Genomic DNA, 26,233 nt, shown 5'->3' on the forward strand with positions numbered 1-26,233 from the left:
TTCGCAGAGCGGAACCAGCCGGCGTTGCCTGAATTCACTCTTTTCGATACGGAATTTGGAAGTCCAATTCCATTTTCGGCATTTCCCGGACCGCCGGGCGGTCTTGTCCGGTCGGGCTCCCTCTCAGGTATGACGCCGTGTGAGACCTGGGGCAGTGAACGGATTCGTCCTGAGGAGGGACGCGCGGAAGGGGTCCCGCCGGCGAGACTGGACGGCATGAACCGACGCCCGCTCGTCATCGCCGCCGCCACCGTGGGAGTCCTCGCCACCGCAGCGTTCGCGCTGCCCAACCTCCCGCCCAACCCCCTGTCCGACACGATCGACAGCCACCTCTACAAGGAGAAGGGCAAGCGGTTCGCCACCGCGGCCGACGCCCCGACGCGGGGTGACCTGGCCTTCGCCCTGCCCGCGTGGATACCCAAGGACGCCAAGGACGTCCGCATACGGGTGCGCACCACCGGGAACGCCCGCCTGATCCGCTTCGACCTCGGGGCGACCCCGCTCGACGGCCCGCAGTGCACGGCGGGCACGCCGAACCGGGTGCGGGATCCGGAGCTGGGCGCCAAGTGGTGGCCGCAGCACATCCGGGCCGACGTGCGGTCGGAGTGCCGGGACCACCACCAGTACCAGGTCGCCGTGCGCGGCAAGCGCGTCTACGCCTGGACCGACGGCACCCCTTCCCCGGGCGCGGAGGCGCAGACCGCCACGCCGGTGAGCGCCCGCTAGAGGGAGCGGTCCCGGGCCAACAGAGCGGCGGCGGCTTCCGCGAAGGCGTCCGGGTTGTCCAGCATGATGTTGTGACCGCAGTCGGGAACGGCCACCACGGTGACACCGGCCTCCTCCAAGACCGCGGCGCCCGGGAGCGGCCCGTCGGCCTCCGGCAGCAGGAAGCCGCGCGGGATCGTCAGCCGGCGCAGCAGCTCCCGCATGGTGGGCGCGGTGCCCGCGGCGAGGTGGACGGCGGAGCGGTGCAGGGCGGTCCGGTCGGCCAGCCGCATCGTGGCCCACCAGTGTGCGCCGACCCGGTCGCGGACCTCGGCCCAGCCTCCGCCGAGGAACTCCTCCTCGGTGTACGTGGCGATGCCGCTGCCGACCCCGGGGACGGGCGGCGTCGGATCCAGGTTGGCGTCGACGAGCAGCAGCCGGGAGACCAGGTCGGGATGGCGGGCGGCGAGCACGATGGCGACGGCCCCGCCCATGCTGTGGCCGATCAGCTCGGCGCCCTCCACGCCCGCCGCGACGAGGGCGGCGGCCAGGGCGTCGGCGTGCGACTCGAGGGTGTAGTCGAAGTCCTCGGGCCGGTCGCTGTGCCCGTGGCCCAGCAGGTCGACGAGCAGGGAACGGCGCCCGGCGAGCATCGGGTGCGTGGCGCTCGCCGCGAAGTAGGCGGGCGAGGTGGCTCCGAGCCCGTGCACGTACACGCGCGCCGGTTCCTCCCCCGGGAGTTCGACCCATCGGATCCGGTCGTCGCCCGCCGTGACGGCTGCACTTCGCACGCCGCTCCCCCCTCTGAACGTTCGGTCGGGCCAAGAGTAGCCGGGGGTTCGGCCGCATCCTCTAGGCTCGGGCGGGTGATCGATTACGTGAGGCAGCTCGGCGGCGAGGCGCTCGGGACCGGCCCGCTCGCCGGGGGCGCGGCGGTGGCCGTGTGGTCCCTGGACACCCGGCTGGACGTGGTCGGCGGGCTGCCCGTCGCCGAGGCGGCGCGGGTGCTCGACGCGGCCGAACTGGATCAGGCCGGGCGCAGACGGCAGCCCGCCGATCGACACCGGTACGTCGCCTCGCACATCGGGCTGCGGTTGCTGCTCGGCGGCCGGCTGGGGCTGGCCCCGGCGGAGGTCGTCCTGGTCCGGGAGGACTGCCCGGGCTGCGGCGGCCCGCACGGCCGGCCCGCGGTGGCCGGGGGCGGGGTGCACTTCTCGCTCTCGCACAGCGGCGACGTGGCGTACGTCGCGCTCGCGCCGGTGCCGGTGGGCGTCGACATCGAGGAGGTGCCGGGCGGGCGGGCGGTGGCCGACGTACTGGGCGCCCTGCACCCGGCGGAGACCGCCGAACTGACCGCCCTGCCGGAGGCGGACCGGCCGGCCGCGCTGGCCCGCGTATGGGCCCGCAAGGAGGCCTGCCTGAAGGGGATCGGCACCGGGATCGGCCTCGGCCTCGTCGAGCCGTACGTGGGTGCGGGCCCCTCCCCCGCCCCGGTCCCGGACTGGCTCCTGACGGACCTCCCGTGCCCGCCCGCCTACGCGGCGGCCCTCGCCGTCCACGCGTAGGCGGCCGCCACGCCGGGGGAGATCCCCCCGACCATCCGTCACGCCGCCGTTATCGTGGCCGCCATGGACATCCGCCGGGCCACGAGCCCCGCCGAGCTCACCGCTGCCGAGTCCCTGTTCGACGCGCCCGCCCGCCCCGAGTGGTCGGAGCGGTTCCTCGCCGCCCCGGGCCATCTGATGCTCATCGCCTACGTGGACGGCGTGCCGGCCGGAATGGTCTCGGGCATGGAGATGACCCACCCCGACAAGGGCACCGAGATGTGCCTCTACGAACTCTCCGTGGACGAGGGTTACCGCCGCCGCGGGATCGGCCGCGCGCTCACGCTCGCCCTGGCCGACGAGGCGAAGGCGCGCGGCTGTTACGGCATGTGGGTGGGCGTGGGCACCGACAACGACGCCGCCCTGGCCACCTACGACGCCGCCGGCGCCGTCGACGAGGGCACCTTCTCGATGCGCGGCTGGCCCCTGGCGCGGTAGCGGCGGACGCACCCTCGCGGCGGCGTGTCGTGCCGCCAGTCGGCGCACCCTCCGCGCGCCCGTGCCGCCGCTCGCCGAGCATCGGCGGCATGACCCCATTCGCCGCCCTCCTGCCGGCCGTCGCGCTCCTCGCGGCTGCCGGCACGTCCCCCGCCCCGACGCCGTACTCCGATGCCCCCGACGCCGAATCCCCCACCGCCGCCTACGTCGTCGTCCTGAAGGACGCCGCCGCCGGCTCCCGCGCCCCCGCCCGCGCCGGCGCCCTGGCCGCCGAGGCCGCGCAGGCGGGTGACGAGGTCGACGCCGTCTACGACGCCGCCCTGAGCGGCTTCGCCGTCCGCACCACCCCCGCCCGCGCCGCCGCCCTGGCCGCCGACCCCCGGGTGGCCTCGGTGGAACCGGACGCGGAGTTCCGCGTCTCCGACACCCAGCAGCGGCCGCCCTGGGCGCTGGACCGACTCGATCAGCGCGAGCTGCCCCTCGACGGCTCGTACACGTACGCGACGAACGGACGGGGCGTCACCGTCTACGTCCTGGACACCGGGATCAACCTGGCCCACCGGGAGTTCGGCGGCCGTGCCCGCAACGGCTACAACGCGGTGTTCATGGAGCGCTCCGGCGACTGCAACGGCCACGGCACGCACGTCGCGGGGACGGTGGGCGGCAGGACCTTCGGGGTCGCGAAGGGCGTGTCCCTGGTCTCGGTGAAGGTGGCAAACTGCCGGGGCTCCGGACGGCTTTCCGGCATGCTCAAGGGCGTGGAATGGATGGTGAAGGACGCCGCCAGGCATCCGGGCACCCCGGCGGTGGCCAACATGAGCATGGGCGGCACCCGCAGCCGCGCCCTCGACAAGGCGGCGGCCCGCGCCGTCGCCTCCGGGATCACCTTCACCGCGGCCGCCGGCAACGACGCCGAGGACGCGTGTTCCGGCTCCCCCGCGGCCGTGCCGGAGGTCCTCACGGTCGCCGCGAGCGACAACGCCGACCGGTGGGCCCCGTTCTCCAGCCACGGCTCCTGCGTGGACCTCGTCGCCCCGGGCGCGGCGATCGTCTCGGCGTGGAAGGGCTCCGCCACCGCCACGGCCCGGGCCTCCGGCACGTCGATGGCGGCCCCGCACGCGGCGGGGGTGGCCGCGCTGGTCCTGGCGGAGGGAGTGGCGAAGACCCCGGCCCAGGTCACCGCCACCCTGCTGCGCTCGGCCGTCCCGGACCGCCTGGCCGGCGTCCCGGCGGGCACCCCGAACCTGCTGCTGCACACCCCGACCGACCGTTAGCGGACGTCGCACCCCGACCGGTCGGTATCCGATGGGCCATCAGACTCTCCCTGATGGCCCATCAATTTCTGTGTGCTTCGCACGAAAACAAGCCATTGACTTCTCATCGCGACGACGCGTCAATATCGGCCACCGCACCGGCTCGACCTCCCCCACACAGCGGGTGGGGGGAGGGTTCGTCTGACGAAGGAGTCGCGACCCAGTGAGTACAACGTTCCGACGAAGAGTGCTGGCCGGGGCGGGCGCATTGTCCCTGGCCCTCACAGGTGGCGTCGTGGGCCTGGCGGGGACGGCTCAGGCCGCGACCAAGACCACAGCCGTGTTCGTGGAGTGCGACGCCCCCGCGCCGCAGGCCGACGGATCCGGCAACCAGAACTTCACGGTCACCCTCCCCGACGGCGCCAAGGCCGGGGACGTCGTCCCGATCAAGATCGACCCGGGCGCCAGCCCGCTCATACCCGCGTTCGCGGTGACCACCGTGAACACCACCAAGGTCGCCCTGCTGGTCAACGGGGCCCCGCAGACCGTGACCGGTGCCCCCGAGACGGTCACCGTCACCCCGGGCGTCCCCCTGGACCCGGGCCCGGTCGACGGCACCATCAAGATCCCGGACGGCACCGAGGGCACGACGGTCGACGTCAAGATCGACCAGATGGTCACGGACGCCAACCTCGGCGGCTCGATCTTCACCACCGTCTGCACCCCGAAGCCCCGCCCGAGCGCCACGGTCGGCTCGGTCGCGGTGGAGGCCCTGCCCAAGGACCCGGTCACCACGAAGCTGACGCCCAACAGCGGCGAGGCGGGCACCGTCGTCGTCGCCACCGGCGCCAACTTCCCGGCGGGCGCCGTCACCTGCTCCGCCCTGCTCGCGGGCGCGGCGACCGGTGACACCGGTACGGGCACGGCCGACGCCGCCGGCGTCGCCACCTGCAACATCACGGTCACCAAGAAGGCCGACGCGATCAAGATCGACGGTGCGACGACCTCCAAGTCGTTCGTCTTCGTCGAGAAGGCGACCGGGGTGAAGAACCCGGTCGACGTGGAGGTCCTGCCCGGACCGCTGGCGCTCGGCCCGAAGGACGGCCAGCCGGCCGTCAGCTTCGGCTCGGTCACCATCAACGGCAAGTCCCAGTCGGTGGTCGGCATGTTCAACGCCGCGACCGTCCAGGACTTCCGCGGCGGCTCGCTCGGCTGGGACGTGACGGCGACCCGTACGCCGTTCCTGAACGCGACGACCGGCCACTCGATGGCGAAGGCGCAGATCGGCATCCAGCCGTCCTGCACCGTCACCAACCCGGACAGCCCGAGCACCTGCACCGCGGGCGCGCCCGGGGCGATCACCGACGTTCCGATGAAGGTCGCCTCGCAGAGCGCCGGCGGGGACGAGCTGACCGGTGGCGAGTTCGCCGTCGGCGGCGCGGGGATGATCCAGCTCCCGCCGTTCATGTTCGCCGACACCTACCAGTCGGTGGTCACCTTCTCCATCGCGTAACCCGTACACCCGTACACCCGTGGACCCGTACGGACGTGAGGACGCGAGGACGTACGGGTGCACGGTCTGCTCGGCCCAGGGTGGTGGGGGGGGGGGGGGGGGGGGGGGCGCCGGGCGCCCCCGCCGCCCCCCGGGGGGGCGGGGCGCCCCCCCCCCCCCCCCCCCCCCCCCCGGGGGGCGGCGGGGGGGGGGGCGGCCGGGGCGGGGGGGGGGGCCGGGGGGGGGGCCGCGGGGGGGGGGGCCCCCCCCCCCCCCCCCCACCACCCCTTTCCCACTTCCGCGCCGACTGGAGAACCTCCCATGCGCACCCGCACCTCTCTGTACGGTCTGCTCATCGGCCTGCTGCTGGGCGTGGGGCTGCTCCCGGCCGCCACCGCGACCGCGGCGGACAACGGCACCTGGGGGGTCTTCCCCACGCCCCCCGCCGGAGCGGCGATGACCGACCGCGCCTACTTCTTCCACCAGGGCCAGGCCGGGACCTCCGTCGACGACAGCGTCACGATCCTGAACTCCTCCGACAAGGAGCTGACGTTCCAGATCTTCGCCACCGACGCCGTCAACACCCCCTCGGGCGGCGCCTTCGCGCTGCTGCCCGCGGAGACGAAGCCCAAGGACGTCGGCACGTGGATCGCGCTGCCGCCCGAGACCGCCTCCACCGTCACCGTGCCGGCCAAGGGCCGCAAGGACGTGCCGTTCACCGTGAAGGTCCCGGCGGACGCGACGCCCGGCGACCACGTGGGCGGGATCGTCGCCCTCAACACCGCCGTGGAGGGCATACAGCAGGAGGGCAAGGTCCAGGTCGGCGTGCGGCGCTCGGTGGGCGCCCGGCTGTACTTCCGGGTGCCCGGCCCGCTGACGCCCGGGCTCAGCGTGGAGGACGTGAAGGTCGACCGGTCGGCGCCGCTGCTGCCCTGGGTCAAGGACGCCCGCGCCACCATCACGTACACGCTGGTCAACCGGGGCAACGTGGTCGTCGACCCCAAGGTGACGGTGTCCGCCGAGGGCCTGTTCGGGCGGAGCGTGCTGGACCGGCCGGCTCGGGAGCTGAAGCTGGCGCTGCTGCCCGGCCAGCGGATCGAGCTCACCGAACCGTGGCCCGACGCCCCCCAGTCGGACTGGGTGACCGTGAGGATCACCGCCGGGGCGACGACCTACCCCGAGCTGGTCTCCGCGTCCGAGACGGACTTCGTGGCCGTTCCGTGGCCCGCCGTCGGGCTGCTCCTCGTACTCGCCGGCGCGCTGACGACCTTCCTGGTCCTGCGCCGGCGCTCCCGCTCGGCGCGGGGTCAGGACCAGCCGGACGCCGAGCGGGACCTGGCGCACACCCACTGACGCGGCCCTTGACCCGGCCCCTGTCCCGGCACCTGTCCCGGCCCCGGTACGAACGGACTCGCCCCCCGCGGTGAGGGTTGCGGGGGGCGAGCGGTCCTGCGGGGCGGGCGCGTGCCCGATCGGTCAGTGGTTGCGGGGGAAGCCCAGGTCCACGCCGATGTGGCCCTCGGACGGGTCCGGCCAGCGGGTCGTGACGACCTTGCCGCGGGTGTAGAAGTGGATGCCGTCGTTGCCGTAGATGTGGTGGTCGCCGAAGAGCGAGTCCTTCCAACCGCCGAAGGAGTGGTAGCCCACCGGCACCGGGATCGGCACGTTGACGCCGACCATGCCCGCCTCGATCTCCAGCTGGAAGCGGCGGGCGGCGCCGCCGTCACGGGTGAAGATCGCGGTGCCGTTGCCGAACGGCGAGGCGTTGATGAGGGCCACGCCCTCCTCGTAGGTCTCCGCGCGCAGCACGCACAGCACCGGGCCGAAGATCTCGTCGCGGTAGGCGTCGGAGTCGGTCTTCACGTTGTCGAGCAGCGACAGGCCGATCCAGTGGCCGTTCTCGAAGCCGTCCACCGTGTAGCCGGTGCCGTCCAGGACCACGTCGGCGCCCTGGTCGGCCGCGCCCTTGACGTACGAGGCGACCTTGTCGCGGTGGGCGGCCGTGATCAGCGGGCCCATCTCCGAGGTCGCGTCGTTGCCGGGGCCGATCTTGATCTTCTCGGCGCGCTCGCGGATCTTCTCGACCAGCTCGTCGGCGATGGAGCCGACGGCCACGACGGCGGAGATCGCCATGCAGCGCTCGCCCGCGGAGCCGTAGGCCGCGGAGACCGCCGCGTCGGCGGCCGCGTCCAGGTCGGCGTCCGGCAGCACCAGCATGTGGTTCTTGGCGCCGCCCAGGGCCTGTACGCGCTTGCCGTTGGCGGAGGCCGTGGTGTGGATGTGGCGGGCGATCGGGGTCGAGCCCACGAAGGAGACGGCCGCGATGTCGGGGTGCGAGAGCAGCGCGTCGACGGCGACCTTGTCACCGTGGACGACGTTCAGCACGCCCGCCGGCAGTCCGGCCTCGGTGGCCAGCTCGGCCAGCTTGTTGGCGGCCGACGGGTCCTTCTCGCTCGGCTTGAGGATGAAGGTGTTTCCGCAGGCCACGGCCAGCGGGAACATCCACATCGGAACCATCGCCGGGAAGTTGAAGGGCGTGATGCCCGCGACGACGCCCAGCGGCTGGCGGATCGAGGAGACGTCCACGCGGTTGGACACCGACGTCGACAGCTCGCCCTTGAGCTGCGTGGTGATCCCGCAGGCCAGCTCGACGATCTCCAGACCGCGGGCGACCTCGCCCAGCGCGTCCGAGTGGACCTTGCCGTGCTCGGCGACGATCAGCTCGGCGATGGCGTCGCGGTTGGCGTCCAGCAGGGCGCGGTAGGCGAAGAGCACCTTGGTGCGGGCGGCCAGCGAGGACTGGCCCCAGCTCAGGTACGCCTCCTTGGCGACCCGCACCGCCGCGTCGACCTCTTCGGCCGAGGCGAGCGCGACCTGCGTGGTGACCTCGCCGGTCGCCGGGTCGGTGACCGGGCCGTAGTTGCCCGAAGCGCCCTCGACGGTCTTGCCACCGATCCAGTGGTTGACGGTCTTCATGTGCCTTGCTCCTTCACAGATGGCGACGTCGCTGAGCGGCTTGCCGGTCGTACTCTTCACGGGCCTGGGCCGCCGCTTTGCGGTTCGCGGTCTCGGCCACAGGAACATCCCACCACGCCTGCGCGGGGGGCGGGCCCGACACAGTGTCGGGCGTTCGGGTCTGTACGTAGACACATGTGGGACATGTTGCCGAGCGCGCCTCGGCCAGGGCTTCCCGCAGGTCACGCACGGTACGGGCGCGTATCACGGCCATCCCGAGGGAGGCCGCGTTCGCCGCGAGGTCCACCGGAAGGGGGTCCCCGCCGTAGGAGCCGTCGGGCGCCCGGAAGCGGTACCCGGTGGCGAAGCCCTCCCCTCCCACGGCCCGCGAGAGCCCCCCGATCGAGGCGTACCCGTGGTTGTCGAGGACGACCACCTTGATCGGGACGCCCTCCTGCACGGCGGTGACGATCTCGGTCGGGTTCATCAGGTACGTCCCGTCGCCGACCAGCGCCCACACCGGGCGCCCGGGCGCGGCCAGCGCCACCCCGATGGCGGCCGGGATCTCGTAGCCCATGCAGGAGTAGCCGTACTCCAGGTGGTACTGGTCGGCCGAACGGGCCCGCCACAGCTTGTGCAGGTCCCCGGGGAGCGAGCCGGCGGCGCCCACGAGGATGTCGCTCGCGTCCACCAGCCCGTCGAGCAGCCCGAGCACCTGGGCCTGGGTGGGCGGCAGCTCCTCGTCGCCCGCGCTCCAGGCGGCGTCGACCCGCCGCTCCCACTCGCGCTTCCCCTCCCCGTACGAGGCCGTGTACGCGGGATCCACCCGGTACCCGGCGACCGCGTCGCGGAGTTCACCCAGCCCCTCCCTGGCATCGGCGACCAGGGGCAGGGCGGCGAGTTTGTGGGCGTCGTACGGATCCACGTTCAGTCCGACGAACCGGACGGCCGGGTTCTGGAAGAGGGTCGCGGAGGCGGTGGTGAAGTCCGTCAGCCTGGTCCCGGCGGCGATCACCAGATCGGCCTGCCGGGCCAGCGCGGCGGCGGTGGCGGTGCCCGTGTGCCCGATCCCGCCGACTTCGGCCGGGTGGTCGTACGGGAGCACGCCCTTGCCCGCCTGGGTCGTGGCCACGGGGATCCCGGTGGCCTCGGCGAACTCCGCCAGCGCCGCCCCGGCCGCGCTGTGCCGGATCCCGCCGCCCGCGACGATCAGGGGCCGCAGGGAGGCCCGTACGGCGGCGGCGGCCGCGTCGAGCTCGGCGCGATCGGGTCGGGGCCGGCGCACGCCCCACACCCGCTCGGCGAAGAACTCCTCCGGCCAGTCGTACGCCTCTGCCTGGACGTCCTGCGGCAGCGCGAGGGTGACCGCGCCGGTCCGCACGGGGTCGGTGAGCACCCGCACGGCCTGGAGGGCGGCCGGGATCAGGGCCTCGGGGCGGGTGATCCGGTCGAAGTACCGGGAGACGGGCCGCAGCGTGTCGTTGACGGATACGTCACCCGCCTCCTGCACCTCCAGCTGCTGGAGCACGGGATCGGCGGGCCGGGTCGCGAAGGTGTCCCCGGGCAGCAGGAGCACCGGGATCCGGTTGATCGTCGCCCCGGCCGCGCCGGTGACGAGGTTGGTGGCGCCGGGCCCGATGGAGGTGGTCACGGCGTGGGCGGACAGCCGTCCGCTCTGCCGGGCGTACCCGACGGCGGCGTGCACCATGGCCTGCTCGTTGCGCCCCTGGAAGAAGGGCATGTCCCGGGCGCCGGTCTCCAGCAGCGCCTGACCGATCCCGGCGACGTTCCCGTGCCCGAAGATCCCCCAGGTGGCGGCGATCAGCCGGTGCCGGCGCCCGTCGCGCTCGGTGTACTGCCGGCTCAGGAACCGTACGAGCGCCTGTGCGACGGTGAGCCTCATCGTGCTTCGTCCTCCGCTCGGTGGAAGGGCAGCCGGGGGTCGACCTCCTGGCCGTCCCAGCTGCCGCGGATCCAGGCGTGCTCGGGGTGGTCCCGGATCAGCCACTCCCGGGGCTCGCCGGGCGGCCCGGCCATCACGTTCAGGTAGTACATGTCGTGCCCGGGCGCGGCGATGGACGGCCCGTGCCAGCCGTCGGGGATCAGCACCGCGTCCCCGCTCCTGACTTCCGCCAGGATGTCGGTCTTCCCCGCGGGAGAGGGCGTGACGCGCTGGTACCCGACTCCGGGGGTGTTCCCGTGGGGCGCGATCTCGAAGTAGTAGATCTCCTCCAGGCGGGATTCCTCGCCGGGGAGGTGGGTGTCGTGCTTGTGGGGCGGGTACGAGGACCAGTTCCCGCCGGGGGTGAGCACCTCGACGGCGATGAGCCGGTCGGCGGGGAAGACGCCGGCGGCCCCGAAGTTGTGGACCTGCCGGGAGCACTGGCCGGCCCCGCGCAGCTCGACGGGCACGTCCGCGGCCGGCCCGTACCGCGCGGGCAGTCGCGCCTCGCACCGGGCGCCGGCGAGCGCGAACCGGCCTCCTTCCGCCGCCTCGATCTCCGCCCGCCCGTCCCGGGGCAGGTACACGAAGTCGGTGACCCCGCCGAACACCCCGCTTCGCCCGCGCAGTTCGAAGGTCACCGGTGGCGTGGCGGGCCCTGCGGGGCTTCCCCCACCCCGCCCCTTCCCGAAACTGTGGGCTCCGCCCCCAGACCCCCGCGCCTCAAACGCCGGCGGGGCTGGATATGGCCGATGCCGCCTGTCGGCTGCAGCCGGTGCATCCGGCCCCTGCCGGGCAAACTCCAGCCCCGCCGGCGTTTGAGGCGCGGGGTCCGGGGCGGAGCCCCGGGCTCCCGGCCGCGCCGCGCCTTCCGGTCCCGCCCCGGCCCCCGGCTCGGCGCAGCGGACCTCGCACCCGCCGGACAGCGGCAGCACGATCCACTCGGAATCCCCGCACTCGTGCGCGTACTCCTCTCCCGGCGCGAGGTCGAGGACCACCAGCCTCGTCCATTCCATCCCCCACTCAGACACCACCGGCACGCCCCAGCACCTCCTCCACCTCGGACGGGAACGGCATCGCCGTCGAACACGCCAGCCGCGAGGCGACGATCGCCCCCGCCGCGTTCGCGTACCGCACCACCGCCTCCAGCGGCCACCCCGCCAGCAGCCCGTGGCACAGCGCCCCGCCGAACGCGTCCCCCGCGCCCAGCCCGTTCACCACATCCACCCGTACCGCCGGGACCTCCGCCGCCGTCCCGTCCCGGTGGACCGCCAGCACGCCCTGCGGGCCGCGCTTGACCACGGCCAGTGCCACCCCGGCCTCCAGCAGTGCCGCGGCGGCCTCGTAGGGGTCGGACCGCCCCGTGGCGATCTCGCACTCCTCCGGGTTCCCGACGGCCACCGTCGCCCCCGCCAACGCCCGTTCGTAGTACGGCTCCGGCTTCTCCCGCCACAGCATCGGCCGCCAGTCCAGATCGAAGACCGTGACCCCGGCCCCGCGCCCGCGTGCCTCCAGCGCGGCCAGCGTGGCTCCCCGCGAGGGCTCCTCGCTCAGCCCCGTCCCGGTCATCCAGAACACCTTCGCGGCCCGCACCGCCGCCAGGTCCACTTCCTCCGCCGCGATCTCCAGGTCGGGTGCCTTGGGCAGCCGGTAGAAGTAGAGCGGAAAGGAATCCGGCGGGAACATCTCGCAGAAGGTGATCGGAGTCGGCAGCCCGGGGACCTCCGTCACCCACCGGCCGTCCACCCCGAACGCCTCGAGCTCCGTGCGGAGATACCCGCCGAAGGGGTCCGCCCCGGTGCGGCTGATCAGTGCCGTACGCCGCCCGAGCCGGGCGGCCGCGACGGCGACGTTGGCCGGGGAGCCGCCCAGGAACCTGCCGAAGGTCTCCGCCTCGGCCAGAGATACGCCGGTCGTCAACGGGTAGAGATCCACCCCGATCCGGCCCATGGTGATCAGGTCGAACTCCAACGGATCGCCGGTCCTGGTCCCGGTCACAGTCAGTCCTCCCGCTCGCTTCCCACCCTAAGGTGGCCGTTATGACGTCCTCCCCGCCCGCGTTGACCCGTATCCGTGTCGGTTCGGCTCCGGACTCCTGGGGTGTCTGGTTTCCCGACGACCCCCGGCAGACCCCTTGGGAGCGCTTCCTCGACGAGGTCGCGGACGCCGGGTACGAGTGGATCGAGCTCGGCCCGTACGGCTATCTGCCCACCGATCCCGCCCGGCTCGCCGAGGAGACGGCCAAGCGCGGGCTGCGGGTCTCGGCCGGCACGGTCTTCACCGGACTCCATCACGGGCCCGCCGTGTGGGAGGCCACCTGGGAGCACGTGTCGCGGATCGCGGAGCTGACGCGGGCGATGGGCGCGGCTCACCTCGTCGTCATCCCCTCCTTCTGGCGGGACGACAAGACCGGCGAGATGCTGGAGGACCGCACCCTCTCCGCCTCCCAATGGCGTGAACTGGCCTCCCAGACCGAGCGCCTGGGCCGGGAGGTCCGGGACCGGTACGGGTTGCGGATCGTGGTCCATCCGCACGCGGACACCCACATCGACACCCCGGCGAACGTGGCCCGTTTCCTCGACGCCACCGATCCCGAGCTGGTCTCCCTCTGCCTGGACACGGGGCACTACGCGTACTGCGGCGGCGACAGCGTGCAGGCCATCGAGACCTTCGCCGAGCGCATCGGCTACCTCCACCTCAAGCAGGTGGACCCGCGGGTCCTCGCCGAAGTCGTCGCGCAGGAGCTGCCCTTCGGGCCGGCCGTGGGGCGCGGGGTGATGTGCGAGCCGCCGTCGGGCGTGCCGGCGCTGGAGCCGGTGCTCGCCGCCGCCGAACGGCTCGGCGTGGACCTCTTCGCCATCGTCGAGCAGGACATGTACCCCTGCCCGCCCGACCGGCCGCTGCCGATCGCCCGACGCACCCGCGACTACCTGCGCTCCTGCGGCGCCCGCTGACCCTCGAAGGAGACGACCATGAGCAGCACGCTCGGCATCGCCGTCATCGGTACGGGCAAGATGGGCGCCGACCACGTCCGCCGGATCGGGCGGAGCGTCGGCGGGGCCCGGGTGGTGGCCGTGGCCGATCCCGACGGGGACCGGGTCAAGGAGGTCGCGGGCGCCCTGGAGGGGGCGAGCGCGCACACCGACCCGGCGGCCGCGATGGCCGCACCCGGGGTCGGGGCCGTACTGATCGCCTCGCCGGGGCCCGCCCACGAGGAGGCGGTCCTGCACGCCCTGGACCGGGGGTTGCCGGTGCTGTGCGAGAAGCCGCTGACCCCGGATCCGGAGGGGGCGCTGCGGATCATGGAAGCCGAGCAGCGGTTGGGGCGGCGCCTGGTGCAGGTGGGTTTCATGCGGCGGTTCGACGCCGAGTACGAGCGGCTGAAGGGGCTGCTGGACGCGGGCGGGATCGGGCGGCCGCTGTTCCTGCACTGCCGGCACCGCAACGCCTCCTCGCCGTCGTTCTTCACCAGCTCCATGCTGATCAGCGATTCGGTGGTGCACGAGGTGGACGCGGCCCGCTGGCTGCTGGGGCAGGAGATCACGGCCGTCACCGTGCTCTCCCCGCGGCCCACGGCGGCCGCCCCGGAGGGGCTGCGCGATCCGCGGCTGGTGCTGTTGGAGACCTCCGGCGGGGCCGTCGTCGACGTGGAGATCTTCGTGAACTGCGGTTTCGGCTACCAGGTGCAGTGCGAGGCGGTGGGCGAGTCGGGCAGCGCCCGGATCGGTGACGGCCACGCGATGGTGGTGCAGTCGGGGGGCCGCTGGGGCGGGGAGATCGACCAGGACTTCACGGTGCGCTTCGCCGACGCCTACGACCGCCAGCTGCGCCGCTGGGTGGCCGCGGCGGCTCGCGGCGGGGTGGCGGGGCCCGACGCCTGGGACGGCTACGCGGCGGCGGCCGTCTCGGAGGCGGGCCTCGCGGCCGCGCGGACCGGCGTGCGGACCGAGGTGGAGCTGGCGGGGCGCCCGCCCCTGTACGGGGGCTGAGCCCCCGCACCCCTCGTGCACCCCTGTGCCGTATCCGTCACAGGGGTCGCCGCCGTGTCACGCGTGTCCGCATTACGCGGGTCTTCCGTCACAGGGGTTCGACAACCCCTCCCCTGCCCTCGCCCCGCGTCGTTCCCCGGGCACAACGCGAGTGATCGGCAGTGTCCACGCGCCGGCTCCCCCGACGGCCTCCCGGCCGACCCGGCCACGTGGACGAGGAGGTGTCGTCTGGCATGAGCGACCGACAGTTGTGGTCGTACAAGGAGATCGCCGCCCACATCCGGGTCCAGCCGGACACGGTGCGCTCCTACCGCAAGCACGGACTCCTTCCCCCGCCCGACCATGTGGAGGGCGGCAAGCCCTACTGGTACGCCGACACGGTCAGGGCGTGGGTGGCCCGGCGCCCCGGCAACCGGGGCCGCGGCGCGGACTGATCCGCACCCGGCCGCGGGACGGGGGCCCGACCACCCCCCGTCCCGCGGCCTGTGGGTCGGCCGGCCGACCGCGCGGCCCAACCCCCGGCGCTACGCCGTCCCGACGGGCACCTTCTCCTCCTCCGGCAGGGGCTCCGGCCGGACGGGAGGAGCGGCGGCCTCCCCTTCGCTCAGTCCGAACCTCTCGTGCAGCCTGCGCAGCGGGCCCGGCGCCCACCAGGTGGCCTTCCCGGTCAGCTTCATGACCGCCGGGACGAGGAGGCTGCGCACGATCATGGCGTCCATCAGCACCGCCAGCGCGATTCCGAGTCCCAGCATCTTGGTGTTGGTGACCCGCGAGGTGCCGATGGCCACCATCACCACGGCCAGGATCAGGGCCGCCGCGGTGATCAGCCCGCCGGTGCGGGCCAGGCCGGTCCGTACGGCTCCCTCGTGGTCCCCGGTCCGGTCGTACTCCTCCTTGATCCGGGATATGAGGAACACCCCGTAGTCCATGGACAGTCCGAAGGCGATGCAGAACATCAGGACCGGCAGCGTGGTCTCGATGTCCCCGGTGGAGGTGAAGGAGAGCAGTCCGGAGAGGTTGCCCTCCTGGAAGACCCACACCACCGCTCCGAACATCGCGGTCAGGCTGAGGGCGTTGAGCAGTACCGCCTGGAGCGGTATGAGCAGGCTTCCGGTGAGCAGGAAGACCAGCAGCAGGGTGGCCAGGGCCACCAGGGCCAGGGCGGTGGGAAGGGCGTCCGCGATGGCCGCCTTGGTGTCGACGAGCCGCGCCGCCTGGCCCGCCACGGAGGTCCGGAAGCCGGGATCGACCTTCCGCACCTCACCGACGAGGTCCTGGGCCCGGGGACCCACTCCCTCGCCTTGCGCGATGACCGAGAAGTACGCGTACCGCGCCTCGGGACCGGTGCTCACCGGCCCGTCGATGCGGACCACCCCGGGCAGGGCCGCCAGCCGCTCCCGGTAGGCGGTGAGCTCGGCGGGGCCGGAGGCCCCCTCGGCGAGCACGGTGAGCCCGCCGCCGGGGCTGCCCGGGAAGGCGTCCCGGATCTGCTGCTGGACCACGTGCGACTCGGCGGTCTTCGGCAGCTGCCGGTCGTCGACGGTGCCGAACTTGACGCCGAGGAAGGGGAGTCCGAGGAGCAGCAGCCCTGCCGTGGTGGCGACCGCGAACAGGGGGGCCCGGCGCATCACCAGGCCCGCCGCCCGCCCCCAGCCCCGACCGGTCTCCACCGCGGCACCGGACGGGGCGCCGGACGGGGCGCCGGACGGGGCGCCCGAAGCGCGCCCACGCCGCCACAGGCGTCGCAGATCGAGGGAGTTGACCCGTTCGCCGAGCAGGATCAGGGCGGCGGGCAGCAGGACCAGCGCGGCCGCCGCCGCGAGGAGCACCACCGCCACTCCGGCGTAGGCGAAGGACCTCAGGAAGGACATCGGGAAGAACGCCATGGCGGAGAGGGCGACCGCGACGGTCAGCGCCGAGAAGAGCACGGTGCGCCCGGCGGTGCGCAGGGTGGTGCCGACGGCGCCCGCCGGGTCCTGTCCGGCGGCGAGCTCCTCACGGAACCTGCGGACGATGAACAGGGCGTAGTCGATGGCGAGTCCGAGGCCGAGCGCGGTGGTCAGGTTCTGGGCGAAGACGGAGACCTCGGTGAACTCGGTGAGGCCGCGCAGCACCGCGTTGGTGCCCAGGATGGCCACGATGCCGACGCCGAGCGGCAGCAGGGCCGCGATGGCGCTGCCGAAGACGAGGACGAGCAGGACGAGGGTGACCGGCAGGGCGATCAGCTCCGCGCGCAGGAGGTCCTCCTGGATGGTGGTGGTCACCTCGGCCTGGACCGCGACGGGGCCGCCAAGGGAGACCCTCACCGGCCCGTGTTCGCCCCGGTAGCGGGGGGTGATCCGGTCCAGCACCTCGGTGGCGGTCTTCTGGTCGCCCAGCACCCGGGCCGCGATCAGGGCCTGCCGGCCGTCCTCGGAGCGCAGCGCGGGCAGCCGAGTGCGCCAGTACGAGCCGACGCCGACGACCCCCTTCTCTCCGGCGAGGAGGGCGGTGAGCCGCTCGGCCTCGGCGGTGACAGCGGGATCGTCCACCCCGGCCGCTCCGACGCCCGGCCCGGCGTCGACGAGCAGCAGCAGATTGGGCTGCGAGGCCGGGAACTCGCGCTCCAGGGCCGCGGCGGCGTAGGTGGACTGTGCGTCCGGGTCCTCCCATCCGCCACTGCTCATCCGCTCGGCGACGCCACCGCCCACGAACACGGCCAGTGCCGTGACCACCAGGGCGAGCAGCAGCGAGAGCCGCGGCCGGGCCGTGACGAACCGGGTCCACCCGCCGCTCTCCCCGGACGACGGCGGTTTCTTGACTTCGGACATGACTCGGTGTCCCCTTCACCGTGATTGCCAGGCCGAATAGACTGGCAAACACGAGCAGTCGCTCGCGTTTCCTCAGAATGCGAGCGACCACTCGTGTTTGTCAATCACCCACGGGAAGCAGGGGATTGGACATGCCGAGGACAAGCAAGGACAAAACCGCCGAAAGCGAGCAGGTCGCCGAGGCCGAGGCGAGCACCGCGCCGCGCCGCCGCCAGGCACGGGGCGAGCGCCGGATCGCCCAGCTCCTGGCCGCCGCCGCCGGGGTGTTCTGCCGTACCGGCTACGCCGCCGCCAGCACCAACGCCATCGCCCGCGAGGCCGGCGTGTCGCCGGGCACGCTCTACCAGTTCTTCCCGAACAAGGAGGCCATCGCGATCGAGCTCGGCGGCCGGCTCCTGAGCCACGCCCGGGAGACGCACGGCCAGGCCTTCCTGGCCGAGAACCTGAGCCTCCCCCTGCCCGAGGCGCTGGACGCCGTACTGGACCCGCTGATCGCCTTCAACTGCGAGAACCCGGCCTTCTGGGCCCTCATGCACGGCTCCGGGGTCCCCGGGGGCATCGACAAGGAGCACGAGGAGCTGCACGCCGGCATGAGCGCGCAGGTCCGCACCGCCCTGCACTCCCTCGCCCCCGAGGTCGAGCCGATCGAGCTCGACCACGTCGCGAACATGGTCCTGGGCATCTTCAAGGCGTCCCTGGACCTGATCCTGGCCCACGAGGGGGCCGAACGCGACGCGTACGTCGCCGAGCTGAAGACCGTCCTGCTGCGCTACCTGGAGCCGATCGTCACCACGACTCGCTGCCGCTGACCCGCTCCCCGCGGGGGACCTCCGCAGCGCGCTCCCCCGCCGACCGGCTCCGGTCCCGCAGCCTCATCCCCAGCAGCGGGAACACCAACACGGACACCATCCCCGCACCCACCAGCGCGGCGGCCTCGCCCGGCGTCACCTTCCCGTCCTGCACCCCGAGCGTGGTGATCGCGACCACCAACGGCAGCGCCGTGGACCCGAACAGCACCAGCGCCGACCGGTCGCTCCCCCGCAGGTCCGCGGGGGCCAGCAGCCGGATCGGCAGCCCGCGCACCACCAGGAACAGCAGCAGGAACAGCGGCAGCAGCAGGAGCTCCCGGCCGCCCGCGAGGAGCGCCTTCAGGTCGAACTCGATCCCGGTGACCACGAAGAACACCGGCACCAGGAAGCCGAATCCCATGGCCTCGACCTTCGACAGCACGGTCGCGCTGCTCTCCGGGGCCGCCCCGTGGAGCACGAGCCGGGTGACGAGGCCGGCCGCGAAGGCCCCGAGCAGGATGTCGAGCCCGAGCACCTGGGCCAGCGCCAGCATCGACACCAGCAGCAGGACGACCAGCCGCACCGCGAACTGCGCACTGCTGTGCAGGGTCTTGGCGATGACCGTGCCGAACCAGGGCGGCTTGGGGCGCAGCGCCCAGAACACGGCAGCCGCCGTCAGCACCGCGAAGGCGCCCAGCAGCACCGCCGACCGCGCCGGGGCCCGTCCGCCGAGCAGCACGGCCATGGCGATGATCGGCCCGAACTCGCCGACGGTCCCCATCGCCATCATCACGGAGCCGAACCGGCTCCGGAGGTCGCCGGCGTCCCGCAGCACGGGCAGGATCGTGCCCAGCGCGGTGCTGGTGAGCGCCGTTCCGACGTAGACGCCCTTGTCGAAACCGCCGCCGTGGGCGAGCAGGATCCCGACGCCCAGGCCCAGCACGAGGGAGATCAGCCAGGCCCACACCGACCGCTTGAGGGTGTCCCCTTTGACCCGGTCGAATTCGAGCTCGTAGCCGGCCAGGAAGATCAGCATGGCGAGGCCGAGATTGCCCAGTACGTCGATGACCCCGCCGGTGTGCGCCCACCCGAGGACGTCGGGGCCGATCAGGATCCCCAGCAGGATCTCGAAGATCACCAGCGGTACGGCCAGCCACCGGGAGACGCCGTAGGCCAGCAGGGGGGCGAGCACGGCGACGGCCATGATGAGGACGAGGCTTCCGGGCTGATCCATATCGGCCATTTACGTACAGTTCCGCCATACCGGCCAGTTTTGAAGACGCGGGGCTCGCATTTATACCCCCCAGGGGTATAGTCTCGAAGGGTCGGGGGGACGGTGGAGGAATCCATCGCCTCCGGCGACCGGACACGTACGCCCTGAAGAGGAGAACGACATGACCGCCGAGACGGACACCCGGACCACCACCGTCTACCGCGTGAGCGGCATGAGCTGCGGGCACTGCGAGGGTTCGGTGACCACCGAGCTCAGCGCGCTGCCCGGCGTCGACTCGGTCAAGGCCGTCGCCGCGACCGGCGAGGTCACCGTGGTCTCCGGCGCCCCGCTCGCCGAGGAGGACGTCCGCGCCGCGATCGACGAGGCCGGCTACGAGCTCGTCGGCCAGGTCTGAGGCACCCGCAGGATCCGCAGGACCCCGCAGATTTCCGCCGGGCCGTACCGACCGGCTCATACTGGTTCCGTACGGCCCGGCCCTCCCCCTGGAGCCGGAAGATGAGCAGCACAGTGCACGACGGGCCCATAGCGGCGGTGGAACTCTCGATCGGCGGGATGACCTGCGCCTCCTGCGCGGCCCGGATCGAGAAGAAGCTCAACCGGATGGACGGCGTCGAGGCCACGGTGAACTTCGCCACCGAGAAGGCGAAAGTCTCCTACCGCGGTGACGTCCGGGTCGCCGACCTGATCGCCACCGTCGTGAAGACCGGGTACACCGCCGAGGAGCCCCCGCCGCCGGAGCCGCTCCCCGAGCAGGAGGAGACCGAGGTCCCCCGCGACCCCGAGCTCGCCGCCCTGCGCCACCGGCTGCTCGTCTCCGTCGCGCTCGCGCTGCCCGTCGTCCTGCTCTCGATGGTCCCGTCCCTCCAGTTCGACAACTGGCAGTGGCTCTCGCTGACCCTGGCCGCCCCCGTCGTGGTCTGGGGCGCGTACCCGTTCCACAAGGCCGCCTGGACCAACGCCCGGCACGGCGCCGCCACCATGGACACCCTCGTCTCGGTCGGCACCCTGGCCGCCTTCGCCTGGTCGCTGTGGGCCCTGTTCTTCGGCCACGCGGGCATGCCCGGCATGCGGCACGGGTTCGACCTGACCATCTCCCGTACGGACGGCTCCTCGGCCATCTACCTGGAGGTCGCGGCGGGAGTCGTCTCCTTCATCCTGCTCGGCCGCTACCTGGAGGCCCGCTCCAAGCGGAAGGCCGGCGCCGCCCTGAAGGCGCTGCTGGAGCTCGGGGCCAAGGACGTGGCCGTGCTGCGCGGCGGCGCCGAGGTGCGGATCCCCGTGGCGCAGCTCGTGGTCGGCGACCGGTTCGTCGTCCGCCCCGGCGAGAAGATCGCCACCGACGGCACGGTCGTCGAGGGCAGCTCCGCCGTGGACGCCTCCATGCTGACCGGCGAGTCGGTTCCGGTCGAGGTCACCGCCGGGGACTCCGTCACCGGCGCCACCGTCAACACCTCCGGGCGCCTGGTCGTCGAGGCCACCCGGATCGGCGCCGACACCCAGCTCTCCCGGATGGCCCGGCTCGTCGAGGACGCGCAGAACGGCAAGGCCGAGGTGCAGCGCCTCGCGGACCGGATCTCCGGGATCTTCGTGCCGATCGTGCTGGTCCTGGCGCTCGGCACCTGGGCCGTCTGGCTGCTCGCCACCGACGACGCCACCGCCGCCTTCTCCGCCGCCGTGGCCGTCCTGATCATCGCCTGCCCGTGCGCCCTGGGCCTGGCCACCCCGACCGCGCTGATGGTCGGCACCGGCCGGGGCGCCCAGCTCGGCATCCTGATCAAGGGCCCCGAGGTGCTGGAGTCCACCCGCCGCGTGGACACCGTCGTCCTGGACAAGACCGGGACCGTGACCACCGGCCGGATGACCCTGGCCGAGGTGCACACCGCCGAGGGCGTGGACGAGAAGGAGCTGCTGCGGCTGGCCGGCTCCCTGGAGCACGCCTCCGAGCACCCGATCGCCCGGGCCGTCGCCGGCGGCGCGGCCGAGCGGGCGGGCGCCCTGCCGGTCCCCGAGGGCTTCGAGAACGTCGCGGGCCTCGGCGTGCAGGGCGTGGTGGACGGGCACGCGGTCCTGGTGGGCCGCGAGCGACTGCTCGCCGACTGGGCGATCTCCCTGCCGGAGGGCCTCGCCGGGGCCAAGGCGGCCGCCGAGGCCGCGGGAAGCACCGCCGTGCTGGTCGCCTGGGACGGCGAGGCGCGCGGGGTCCTGACCGTGGCCGACGCGGTCAAGGAGACCAGCGCCGAGGCGGTGGCCCGGCTGCGGGCGCTGGGCCTGACCCCGGTCCTGCTGACCGGTGACAACAAGGCCGTCGCCGAGACGGTGGCCCGCGAGGTGGGCATCGACGAGGTGATCGCCGAGGTGCTCCCGCAGGACAAGGTGGACGTCGTACGACGCCTCCAGGCGCAGGGCCGTACGGTCGCCATGGTCGGCGACGGGGTCAACGACGCGGCCGCCCTGGCCCAGGCGGACCTGGGCCTGGCCATGGGCACCGGCACCGACGCGGCCATCGAGGCCGGGGACCTGACCCTCGTACGGGGCGACCTGCGGGTGGCCGCGGACGCGATCCGGCTGTCGCGCCGGACCCTGGCCACCATCAAGGGCAACCTGTTCTGGGCGTTCGGCTACAACGTTGCGGCGCTGCCGCTGGCGGCGGCCGGACTGCTCAACCCGATGATCGCGGGGGCCGCGATGGCCTTCTCCTCGGTCTTCGTGGTGACCAACAGCCTGCGGCTGCGTTCCTTCCGGTAGTGGACGACCTCCCCACGGCCCACACCGTTCCTTCACGGGAGACGCAGATCACAGTGACGACAACGTAACCATCCGGGGTCGTCGTGGGTCTAATGGGGCGATGCCAGGAACGTCTTGGGGGACGTCCAGGGGTATCGGCCGGCCGGGATTCGTGCCGCGGGAAGCCTTGAGCGGCCGTCCCGTGCAGAACGGGTCCCGGCACCACAGACGCCCCGGCTCGGGTCCCGTGGGGGGAATCCGTACCGGGGAAAAGGAAAGCGCCCCGACCGTCGACCCGTGGGGGGATCGACGGCGGGGCGCTTTTCGTGTGCCTGGCGGCCCTTGCGGGCGTCGAGGGCCTCGGGTCAGCGGGCCTCGACCGGCACGAAGTCGCGCAGGACCTCGCCGGTGTAGATCTGGCGCGGGCGACCGATGCGGGAACCCGGCTCCTTGATCATTTCCTGCCACTGGGCGATCCAACCGGGCAGTCGACCGAGCGCGAAGAGCACGGTGAACATCTCGGTCGGGAAGCCCATGGCCCGGTAGATCAGACCGGTGTAGAAGTCCACGTTCGGGTAGAGGTTGCGCGAGACGAAGTACTCGTCGGCCAGCGCGTGCTCTTCCAGCTTCAGCGCGATGTCGAGCAGCTCGTCGCTCTTGCCGAGCGAGGAGAGGACGTCGTGCGCCGCCGCCTTGATGATCTTCGCCCGGGGGTCGAAGCTCTTGTAGACGCGGTGTCCGAAGCCCATGAGGCGGACGCCGTCTTCCTTGTTCTTCACCTTGCGGATGAAGGCGTCGACGTCGCCGCCGTCGTTCTTGATGCCTTCCAGCATCTCCAGCACCGACTGGTTGGCGCCGCCGTGCAGCGGGCCCCACAGCGCCGAGATGCCGGCCGAGATCGAGGCGAACATGTTCGCCTGCGAGGAACCGACCAGGCGCACGGTGGAGGTCGAGCAGTTCTGCTCGTGGTCCGCGTGCAGGATGAGCAGCTTGTCGAGCGCGGAGACCACGACCGGGTCCAGGTCGTACTCCTGGGCCGGCACGGAGAAGGTCATGCGCAGGAAGTTCTCGACGTAGCCGAGGTCGTTGCGCGGGTAGACCACCGGGTGGCCGACCGACTTCTTGTACGCGTACGCCGCGATCGTCGGGAGCTTGGCCAGCAGCCGGATCGTCGAGAGGTGGCGCTGCTTCTCGTCGAACGGGTTGTGGCTGTCCTGGTAGAAGGTCGACAGCGCGCTGACGACGGAGGACAGCATCGCCATCGGGTGCGCGTCACGCGGGAAGCCGTCGTAGAAGCGCTTGACGTCCTCGTGCAGCAGCGTGTGCTGGGTGATCTCGTTGCGGAACGACGCGAGCTGGTCGACGGTCGGCAGCTCACCGTTGATCAGCAGGTAGGCGACCTCGATGAAGGACGAGCGCTCGGCCAGCTGCTCGATCGGGTAGCCGCGGTAGCGCAGGATGCCCTGCTCACCGTCGAGGTAGGTAATCCCGGACTTGTAGGCCGCGGTGTTGCCGTAGCCGCTGTCCAAGGTGACGAGCCCGGTCTGGGCCCGCAGCTTCGAGATGTCGAAGCCCTGGTCGCCGACGGTGCTCTCGACCACCGGGTAGGTGTATTCACCGTCCGCGTACCGGAGTACTACAGAGTTGTCGCTCACGTCATCCCTCACCGACGTAGTGCCTCTTCTTCGAGGTGCCCTGACTGCCTCTACCTTCCCCCATTTGGCGCAGGAGAGTGCACTCGGGGTCGGCCTTTGGTGCTTTGGACGGCACTCAGTGCCGTCAAGCTGCTCATCCTGCACCCTCCGCACCAGTGGCGGAACCCCAAATGATCGATCATCTAGGTGATGTTTCCCACCGGTATCCGGCCGGACAGCCTCGACGCCACCGACGTGTACCTCCTGCCTGCGGAAACGGTACGCACCGCCTGGGCGAGGGCCTTGCGGGACCCGACGAGGACGACCAGTTTCTTCGCCCTGGTGACCGCCGTGTAGAGCAGGTTCCGCTGGAGCATCATCCAGGCGCCGGTGGTGACCGGGATCACCACCGCCGGATATTCACTCCCCTGCGAGCGGTGGATGGTGACGGCGTAGGCGTGGGCGAGCTCGTCGAGTTCCGCGAACTCGTACCCGATCTCCTCGTCCTCCTCCGTCCGCACCGTCAGGCGCTGTTCGTCGAGGTCCAGGCCGATCACGACGCCGACCGTGCCGTTGAAGACCCCGTTAGCGCCCTTGTCGTAGTTGTTGCGGATCTGGGTGACCTTGTCGCCCACGCGGAAGACCCGGCCGCCGAACCGCTTCTCGGGCAGGTTCGGTCGGGCCGGTGTCATGGCCTGCTGGAGCAGGCCGTTGAGGTTCCCGGCGCCGGCCGGGCCCCGGTGCATGGGGGCGAGGACCTGGACGTCCCGCCGCGGGTCGAGCCCGAATCTGGCCGGAATCCTCCGTGCCGCCACGTCCACGGCGAGCACGCCCGCCGCCTCGGTGTCCTCCTCGGGGAAGAGGAAGAAGTCCGGCAGCCCGTCGGTGAGCGGCGGCACGCCGGTGTTGATCCGGTGGGCGTTGGTGACCACTCCCGACTGCTGGGCCTGGCGGAAGATCCGGGTGAGCCGCACCGCGGGCACCGGGCCGCCCTCGGCCAGCAGGTCCCGCAGCACCTCTCCGGCGCCGACGGACGGCAGCTGGTCCACATCCCCCACCAGCAGCAGGTGCGCACCCGGCGCCACCGCCTTGACCAGCTTGTTGGCCAGCAGGAGGTCGAGCATCGAGGCCTCGTCCACCACGACCAGGTCCGCGTCCAGCGGCCGGTCCCGGTCGTAGGCGGCGTCCCCGCCCGGCTTGAGTTCCAGCAGCCGGTGCACCGTGGAGGCCTCCGCCCCGGTGAGCTCGGCCAGCCGCTTGGCCGCGCGGCCGGTGGGCGCGGCCAGCACCACCTTGGCCTTCTTGGCGCGCGCCAGCTCCACGATCGAGCGCACGGTGAAGGACTTCCCGCAGCCCGGCCCGCCCGTGAGCACCGCGACCCGCCGGGTCAGCGCCAGCTTGACCGCGTCCCGCTGCTCGGGCGCGAGGTCGGCCCCGGTCCGCCCGGCGAGCCAGCCCAGCGCCTTGTCCCAGTCCACGTCCTGGAAGGCCGGCATCCGGTCGTCCTCGGCGTGCAGGAGCCGGCGCACCTGCCCGACCAGCGACAGCTCGGCCCGATGGAAGGGCACCAGGTACACGGCGGTCAGCGGATCGGGCCCGCCCTGCGGATCCGGTACGGATTCCCGTACGACCCCCTCCGGATCGGCCGCGAGCTCAGCCAGGCAGTCGATCACCAGCCCCGTGTCCACCTGGAGCAGCTTGACCCCGTCCGCGATGAGCCGGTCCTCGGGGAGGAAGCAGTGCCCCTGGTCGGTGGACTGGGACAGCGCGTACTGCAGCCCGGCCTTGACCCGCTCGGGGCTGTCGTGCGGGATGCCGACCGCCTGGGCGATGCGGTCGGCGGTGAGGAAACCGATGCCCCACACATCGGCGGCGAGCCGGTACGGCTGGTTCTTCACCACGGAGATGGAGGCGTCGGCGTACTTCTTGTAGATGCGCACCGCGATGGAGGTGGAGACGCCGACCCCCTGGAGGAAGACCATGACCTCCTTGATGGCCTTCTGCTCCTCCCAGGCGGCGCCGATCAGCTTCGTGCGCTTGGGGCCGAGTCCGGGCACCTCGATCAGCCGCTTCGGCTCCTCCTCGATGACGTCGAGGGTGTCGGTGCCGAAGTGCTCCACGATCCGGTCGGCGATCTTCGGCCCGATGCCCTTGATCAGACCCGAGCCCAGATAGCGGCGGATGCCCTGGATGGTCGCCGGGAGCACCGTCTTGTAGTTCTCGACGGTGAACTGCTTGCCGTACTGCGGGTGGGAGCCCCAGCGCCCCTCCATGCGCAGCGATTCGCCCGGCTGCGCGCCCAGCAGCGAACCGACGACGGTGAGCAGGTCTCCGGAGCCGCGGCCGGTGTCGACCCGGGCGACCGTGTACCCGTTCTCCTCGTTGGCGTAGGTGATGCGCTCGAGCACCCCCTCGACCACCGCCAGTTGCACGACCCCGTCCATTGCCATGCCCCGAAGCTACCCTTCGGCGCCGACAGTGCGTCAGGCCTGTGGACAACAGCGCGAAGGGGGTCCCGCCTTCCGGCCGGACCCCCTCACGGTTACCCCTCCCGCGTCGGACTTCCCGATCCCCCCAGATCCCTCCCCGGAAGCCCAGACGCAACGTACGACCCGCAGCACACCCCGGTGGTTGCATCAGGATGCCGACCTTTGCAAATCCATTA

At 72.5% G+C, this 26,233-nt stretch carries 21 protein-coding genes; 12 read left to right on the forward strand and 9 right to left on the reverse strand.

Translation table 11 applies throughout. From position 1 onward, the window contains the following. The first annotated feature begins 216 nt into the window (after positions 1-216). A complete protein-coding gene (locus tag ACFYZL_RS13330) occupies positions 217-726 on the forward strand; it encodes a hypothetical protein (protein WP_384745718.1) in 510 nt (169 codons plus the stop codon). Here the strand turns inward: ACFYZL_RS13330 and ACFYZL_RS13335 are convergent. After that, complete coding sequence (locus ACFYZL_RS13335) at positions 723-1,496, reverse strand: alpha/beta fold hydrolase (protein ID WP_384745720.1); 774 nt, start codon at positions 1,494-1,496, stop codon at positions 723-725. The two genes, ACFYZL_RS13330 and ACFYZL_RS13335, sit on opposite strands and share 4 nt — an antisense overlap. Positions 1,497-1,571: 75 nt before the next feature. On the opposite strand from ACFYZL_RS13335, the gene ACFYZL_RS13340 reads away from it, so the two are divergent. The 5 genes from ACFYZL_RS13340 (at position 1,572) to ACFYZL_RS13360 (ending at position 6,845) form a co-directional block, all read left to right on the forward strand. Continuing rightward, the gene (locus tag ACFYZL_RS13340) at positions 1,572-2,270 is read left to right on the forward strand and encodes a 4'-phosphopantetheinyl transferase family protein (RefSeq protein ID WP_388678715.1); all 699 of its coding nucleotides are present in this window, start codon (positions 1,572-1,574) and stop codon (positions 2,268-2,270) included. 33 nt (positions 2,271-2,303) lie between these two features. Continuing rightward, the gene (locus tag ACFYZL_RS13345; RefSeq protein ID WP_388679060.1) at positions 2,304-2,747 is read left to right on the forward strand and encodes a GNAT family N-acetyltransferase; all 444 of its coding nucleotides are present in this window, start codon (positions 2,304-2,306) and stop codon (positions 2,745-2,747) included. Between the two features lie 89 nt (positions 2,748-2,836). Continuing rightward, a complete protein-coding gene (locus tag ACFYZL_RS13350; protein WP_388678718.1) occupies positions 2,837-4,021 on the forward strand; it encodes a S8 family serine peptidase in 1,185 nt (394 codons plus the stop codon). A gap of 202 nt (positions 4,022-4,223) precedes the next feature. After that, positions 4,224-5,513 carry a hypothetical protein gene (locus tag ACFYZL_RS13355; protein WP_388678721.1) on the forward strand — a complete coding sequence of 430 codons (1,290 nt, stop codon included), beginning with the start codon at positions 4,224-4,226 and terminating at the stop codon, positions 5,511-5,513. A 300-nt stretch (positions 5,514-5,813) separates the two neighbouring features. Next, the gene (locus tag ACFYZL_RS13360; protein WP_388678724.1) at positions 5,814-6,845 is read left to right on the forward strand and encodes a WxL protein peptidoglycan domain-containing protein; all 1,032 of its coding nucleotides are present in this window, start codon (positions 5,814-5,816) and stop codon (positions 6,843-6,845) included. A gap of 123 nt (positions 6,846-6,968) precedes the next feature. Here ACFYZL_RS13360 and ACFYZL_RS13365 read toward each other — a convergent pair whose 3' ends face one another. From ACFYZL_RS13365 to iolC, 4 genes are read right to left on the reverse strand one after another with little or no spacing between them, the layout of a single operon-like run. Beyond that, positions 6,969-8,468, reverse strand: a complete 1,500-nt coding sequence (locus ACFYZL_RS13365; RefSeq protein ID WP_384758549.1) for a CoA-acylating methylmalonate-semialdehyde dehydrogenase — start codon at positions 8,466-8,468, stop codon at positions 6,969-6,971. A 13-nt stretch (positions 8,469-8,481) separates the two neighbouring features. Further along, positions 8,482-10,350 (reverse strand): 3D-(3,5/4)-trihydroxycyclohexane-1,2-dione acylhydrolase (decyclizing), encoded by a 1,869-nt coding sequence (iolD, locus tag ACFYZL_RS13370; protein ID WP_388678727.1) that lies wholly within the window; start codon positions 10,348-10,350, stop codon positions 8,482-8,484. After that, the gene (gene iolB / locus ACFYZL_RS13375) at positions 10,347-11,405 is read right to left on the reverse strand and encodes a 5-deoxy-glucuronate isomerase (RefSeq protein ID WP_388678730.1); all 1,059 of its coding nucleotides are present in this window, start codon (positions 11,403-11,405) and stop codon (positions 10,347-10,349) included. The genes iolD and iolB overlap by 4 nt, the downstream gene beginning before the upstream one ends. A 7-nt stretch (positions 11,406-11,412) precedes the next feature. Further along, on the reverse strand, positions 11,413-12,387 hold the full coding sequence (gene iolC / locus ACFYZL_RS13380; RefSeq protein WP_388678733.1) for a 5-dehydro-2-deoxygluconokinase: 975 nt from the start codon (positions 12,385-12,387) through the stop codon (positions 11,413-11,415). Between the two features lie 41 nt (positions 12,388-12,428). Between iolC and ACFYZL_RS13385 the strand changes: the two genes are divergently transcribed. From ACFYZL_RS13385 to ACFYZL_RS13395, 3 genes are all read left to right on the forward strand, one after another. Then, a complete protein-coding gene (locus ACFYZL_RS13385) occupies positions 12,429-13,343 on the forward strand; it encodes a sugar phosphate isomerase/epimerase family protein (protein WP_388678736.1) in 915 nt (304 codons plus the stop codon). Positions 13,344-13,361: 18 nt separating this feature from the next. Beyond that, the gene (locus ACFYZL_RS13390; RefSeq protein WP_388678738.1) at positions 13,362-14,378 is read left to right on the forward strand and encodes a Gfo/Idh/MocA family protein; all 1,017 of its coding nucleotides are present in this window, start codon (positions 13,362-13,364) and stop codon (positions 14,376-14,378) included. Positions 14,379-14,611: 233 nt separating this feature from the next. Beyond that, complete coding sequence (locus ACFYZL_RS13395; RefSeq protein WP_384753856.1) at positions 14,612-14,812, forward strand: helix-turn-helix transcriptional regulator; 201 nt, start codon at positions 14,612-14,614, stop codon at positions 14,810-14,812. A 90-nt stretch (positions 14,813-14,902) separates the two neighbouring features. On the opposite strand, the gene ACFYZL_RS13400 is transcribed toward ACFYZL_RS13395, so the two are convergent. Continuing rightward, positions 14,903-17,188, reverse strand: a complete 2,286-nt coding sequence (locus ACFYZL_RS13400; RefSeq protein ID WP_388678741.1) for an MMPL family transporter — start codon at positions 17,186-17,188, stop codon at positions 14,903-14,905. Positions 17,189-17,319: 131 nt separating this feature from the next. Between ACFYZL_RS13400 and ACFYZL_RS13405 the strand changes: the two genes are divergently transcribed. Continuing rightward, positions 17,320-17,997 (forward strand): TetR/AcrR family transcriptional regulator, encoded by a 678-nt coding sequence (locus tag ACFYZL_RS13405; RefSeq protein ID WP_384753851.1) that lies wholly within the window; start codon positions 17,320-17,322, stop codon positions 17,995-17,997. Here the strand turns inward: ACFYZL_RS13405 and ACFYZL_RS13410 are convergent. Beyond that, positions 17,975-19,210 (reverse strand): cation:proton antiporter, encoded by a 1,236-nt coding sequence (locus tag ACFYZL_RS13410; RefSeq protein WP_388678746.1) that lies wholly within the window; start codon positions 19,208-19,210, stop codon positions 17,975-17,977. The genes ACFYZL_RS13405 and ACFYZL_RS13410 overlap by 23 nt on opposite strands. Before the next feature lie 160 nt (positions 19,211-19,370). On the opposite strand from ACFYZL_RS13410, the gene ACFYZL_RS13415 reads away from it, so the two are divergent. Both ACFYZL_RS13415 and ACFYZL_RS13420 read left to right on the forward strand, forming a co-directional pair. Beyond that, on the forward strand, positions 19,371-19,604 hold the full coding sequence (locus ACFYZL_RS13415; RefSeq protein ID WP_384753845.1) for a heavy-metal-associated domain-containing protein: 234 nt from the start codon (positions 19,371-19,373) through the stop codon (positions 19,602-19,604). A gap of 101 nt (positions 19,605-19,705) precedes the next feature. Further along, positions 19,706-21,955 carry a heavy metal translocating P-type ATPase gene (locus ACFYZL_RS13420; RefSeq protein ID WP_388678750.1) on the forward strand — a complete coding sequence of 750 codons (2,250 nt, stop codon included), beginning with the start codon at positions 19,706-19,708 and terminating at the stop codon, positions 21,953-21,955. A 344-nt stretch (positions 21,956-22,299) separates the two neighbouring features. Here ACFYZL_RS13420 and ACFYZL_RS13425 read toward each other — a convergent pair whose 3' ends face one another. Both ACFYZL_RS13425 and ACFYZL_RS13430 read right to left on the reverse strand, forming a co-directional pair. Beyond that, entirely contained in the window at positions 22,300-23,589 is a 1,290-nt protein-coding gene (locus ACFYZL_RS13425) for a citrate synthase (RefSeq protein ID WP_384753839.1), read from the reverse strand. 182 nt (positions 23,590-23,771) lie between these two features. Then, the gene (locus tag ACFYZL_RS13430; RefSeq protein WP_384753836.1) at positions 23,772-26,018 is read right to left on the reverse strand and encodes an ATP-dependent RecD-like DNA helicase; all 2,247 of its coding nucleotides are present in this window, start codon (positions 26,016-26,018) and stop codon (positions 23,772-23,774) included. Between the last annotated feature and the right edge of the window lie 215 nt (positions 26,019-26,233).

The sequence above is a fragment of the Streptomyces sp. NPDC001717 genome, assembly GCF_042892775.1.
GTDB lineage: Bacteria > Actinomycetota > Actinomycetes > Streptomycetales > Streptomycetaceae > Streptomyces.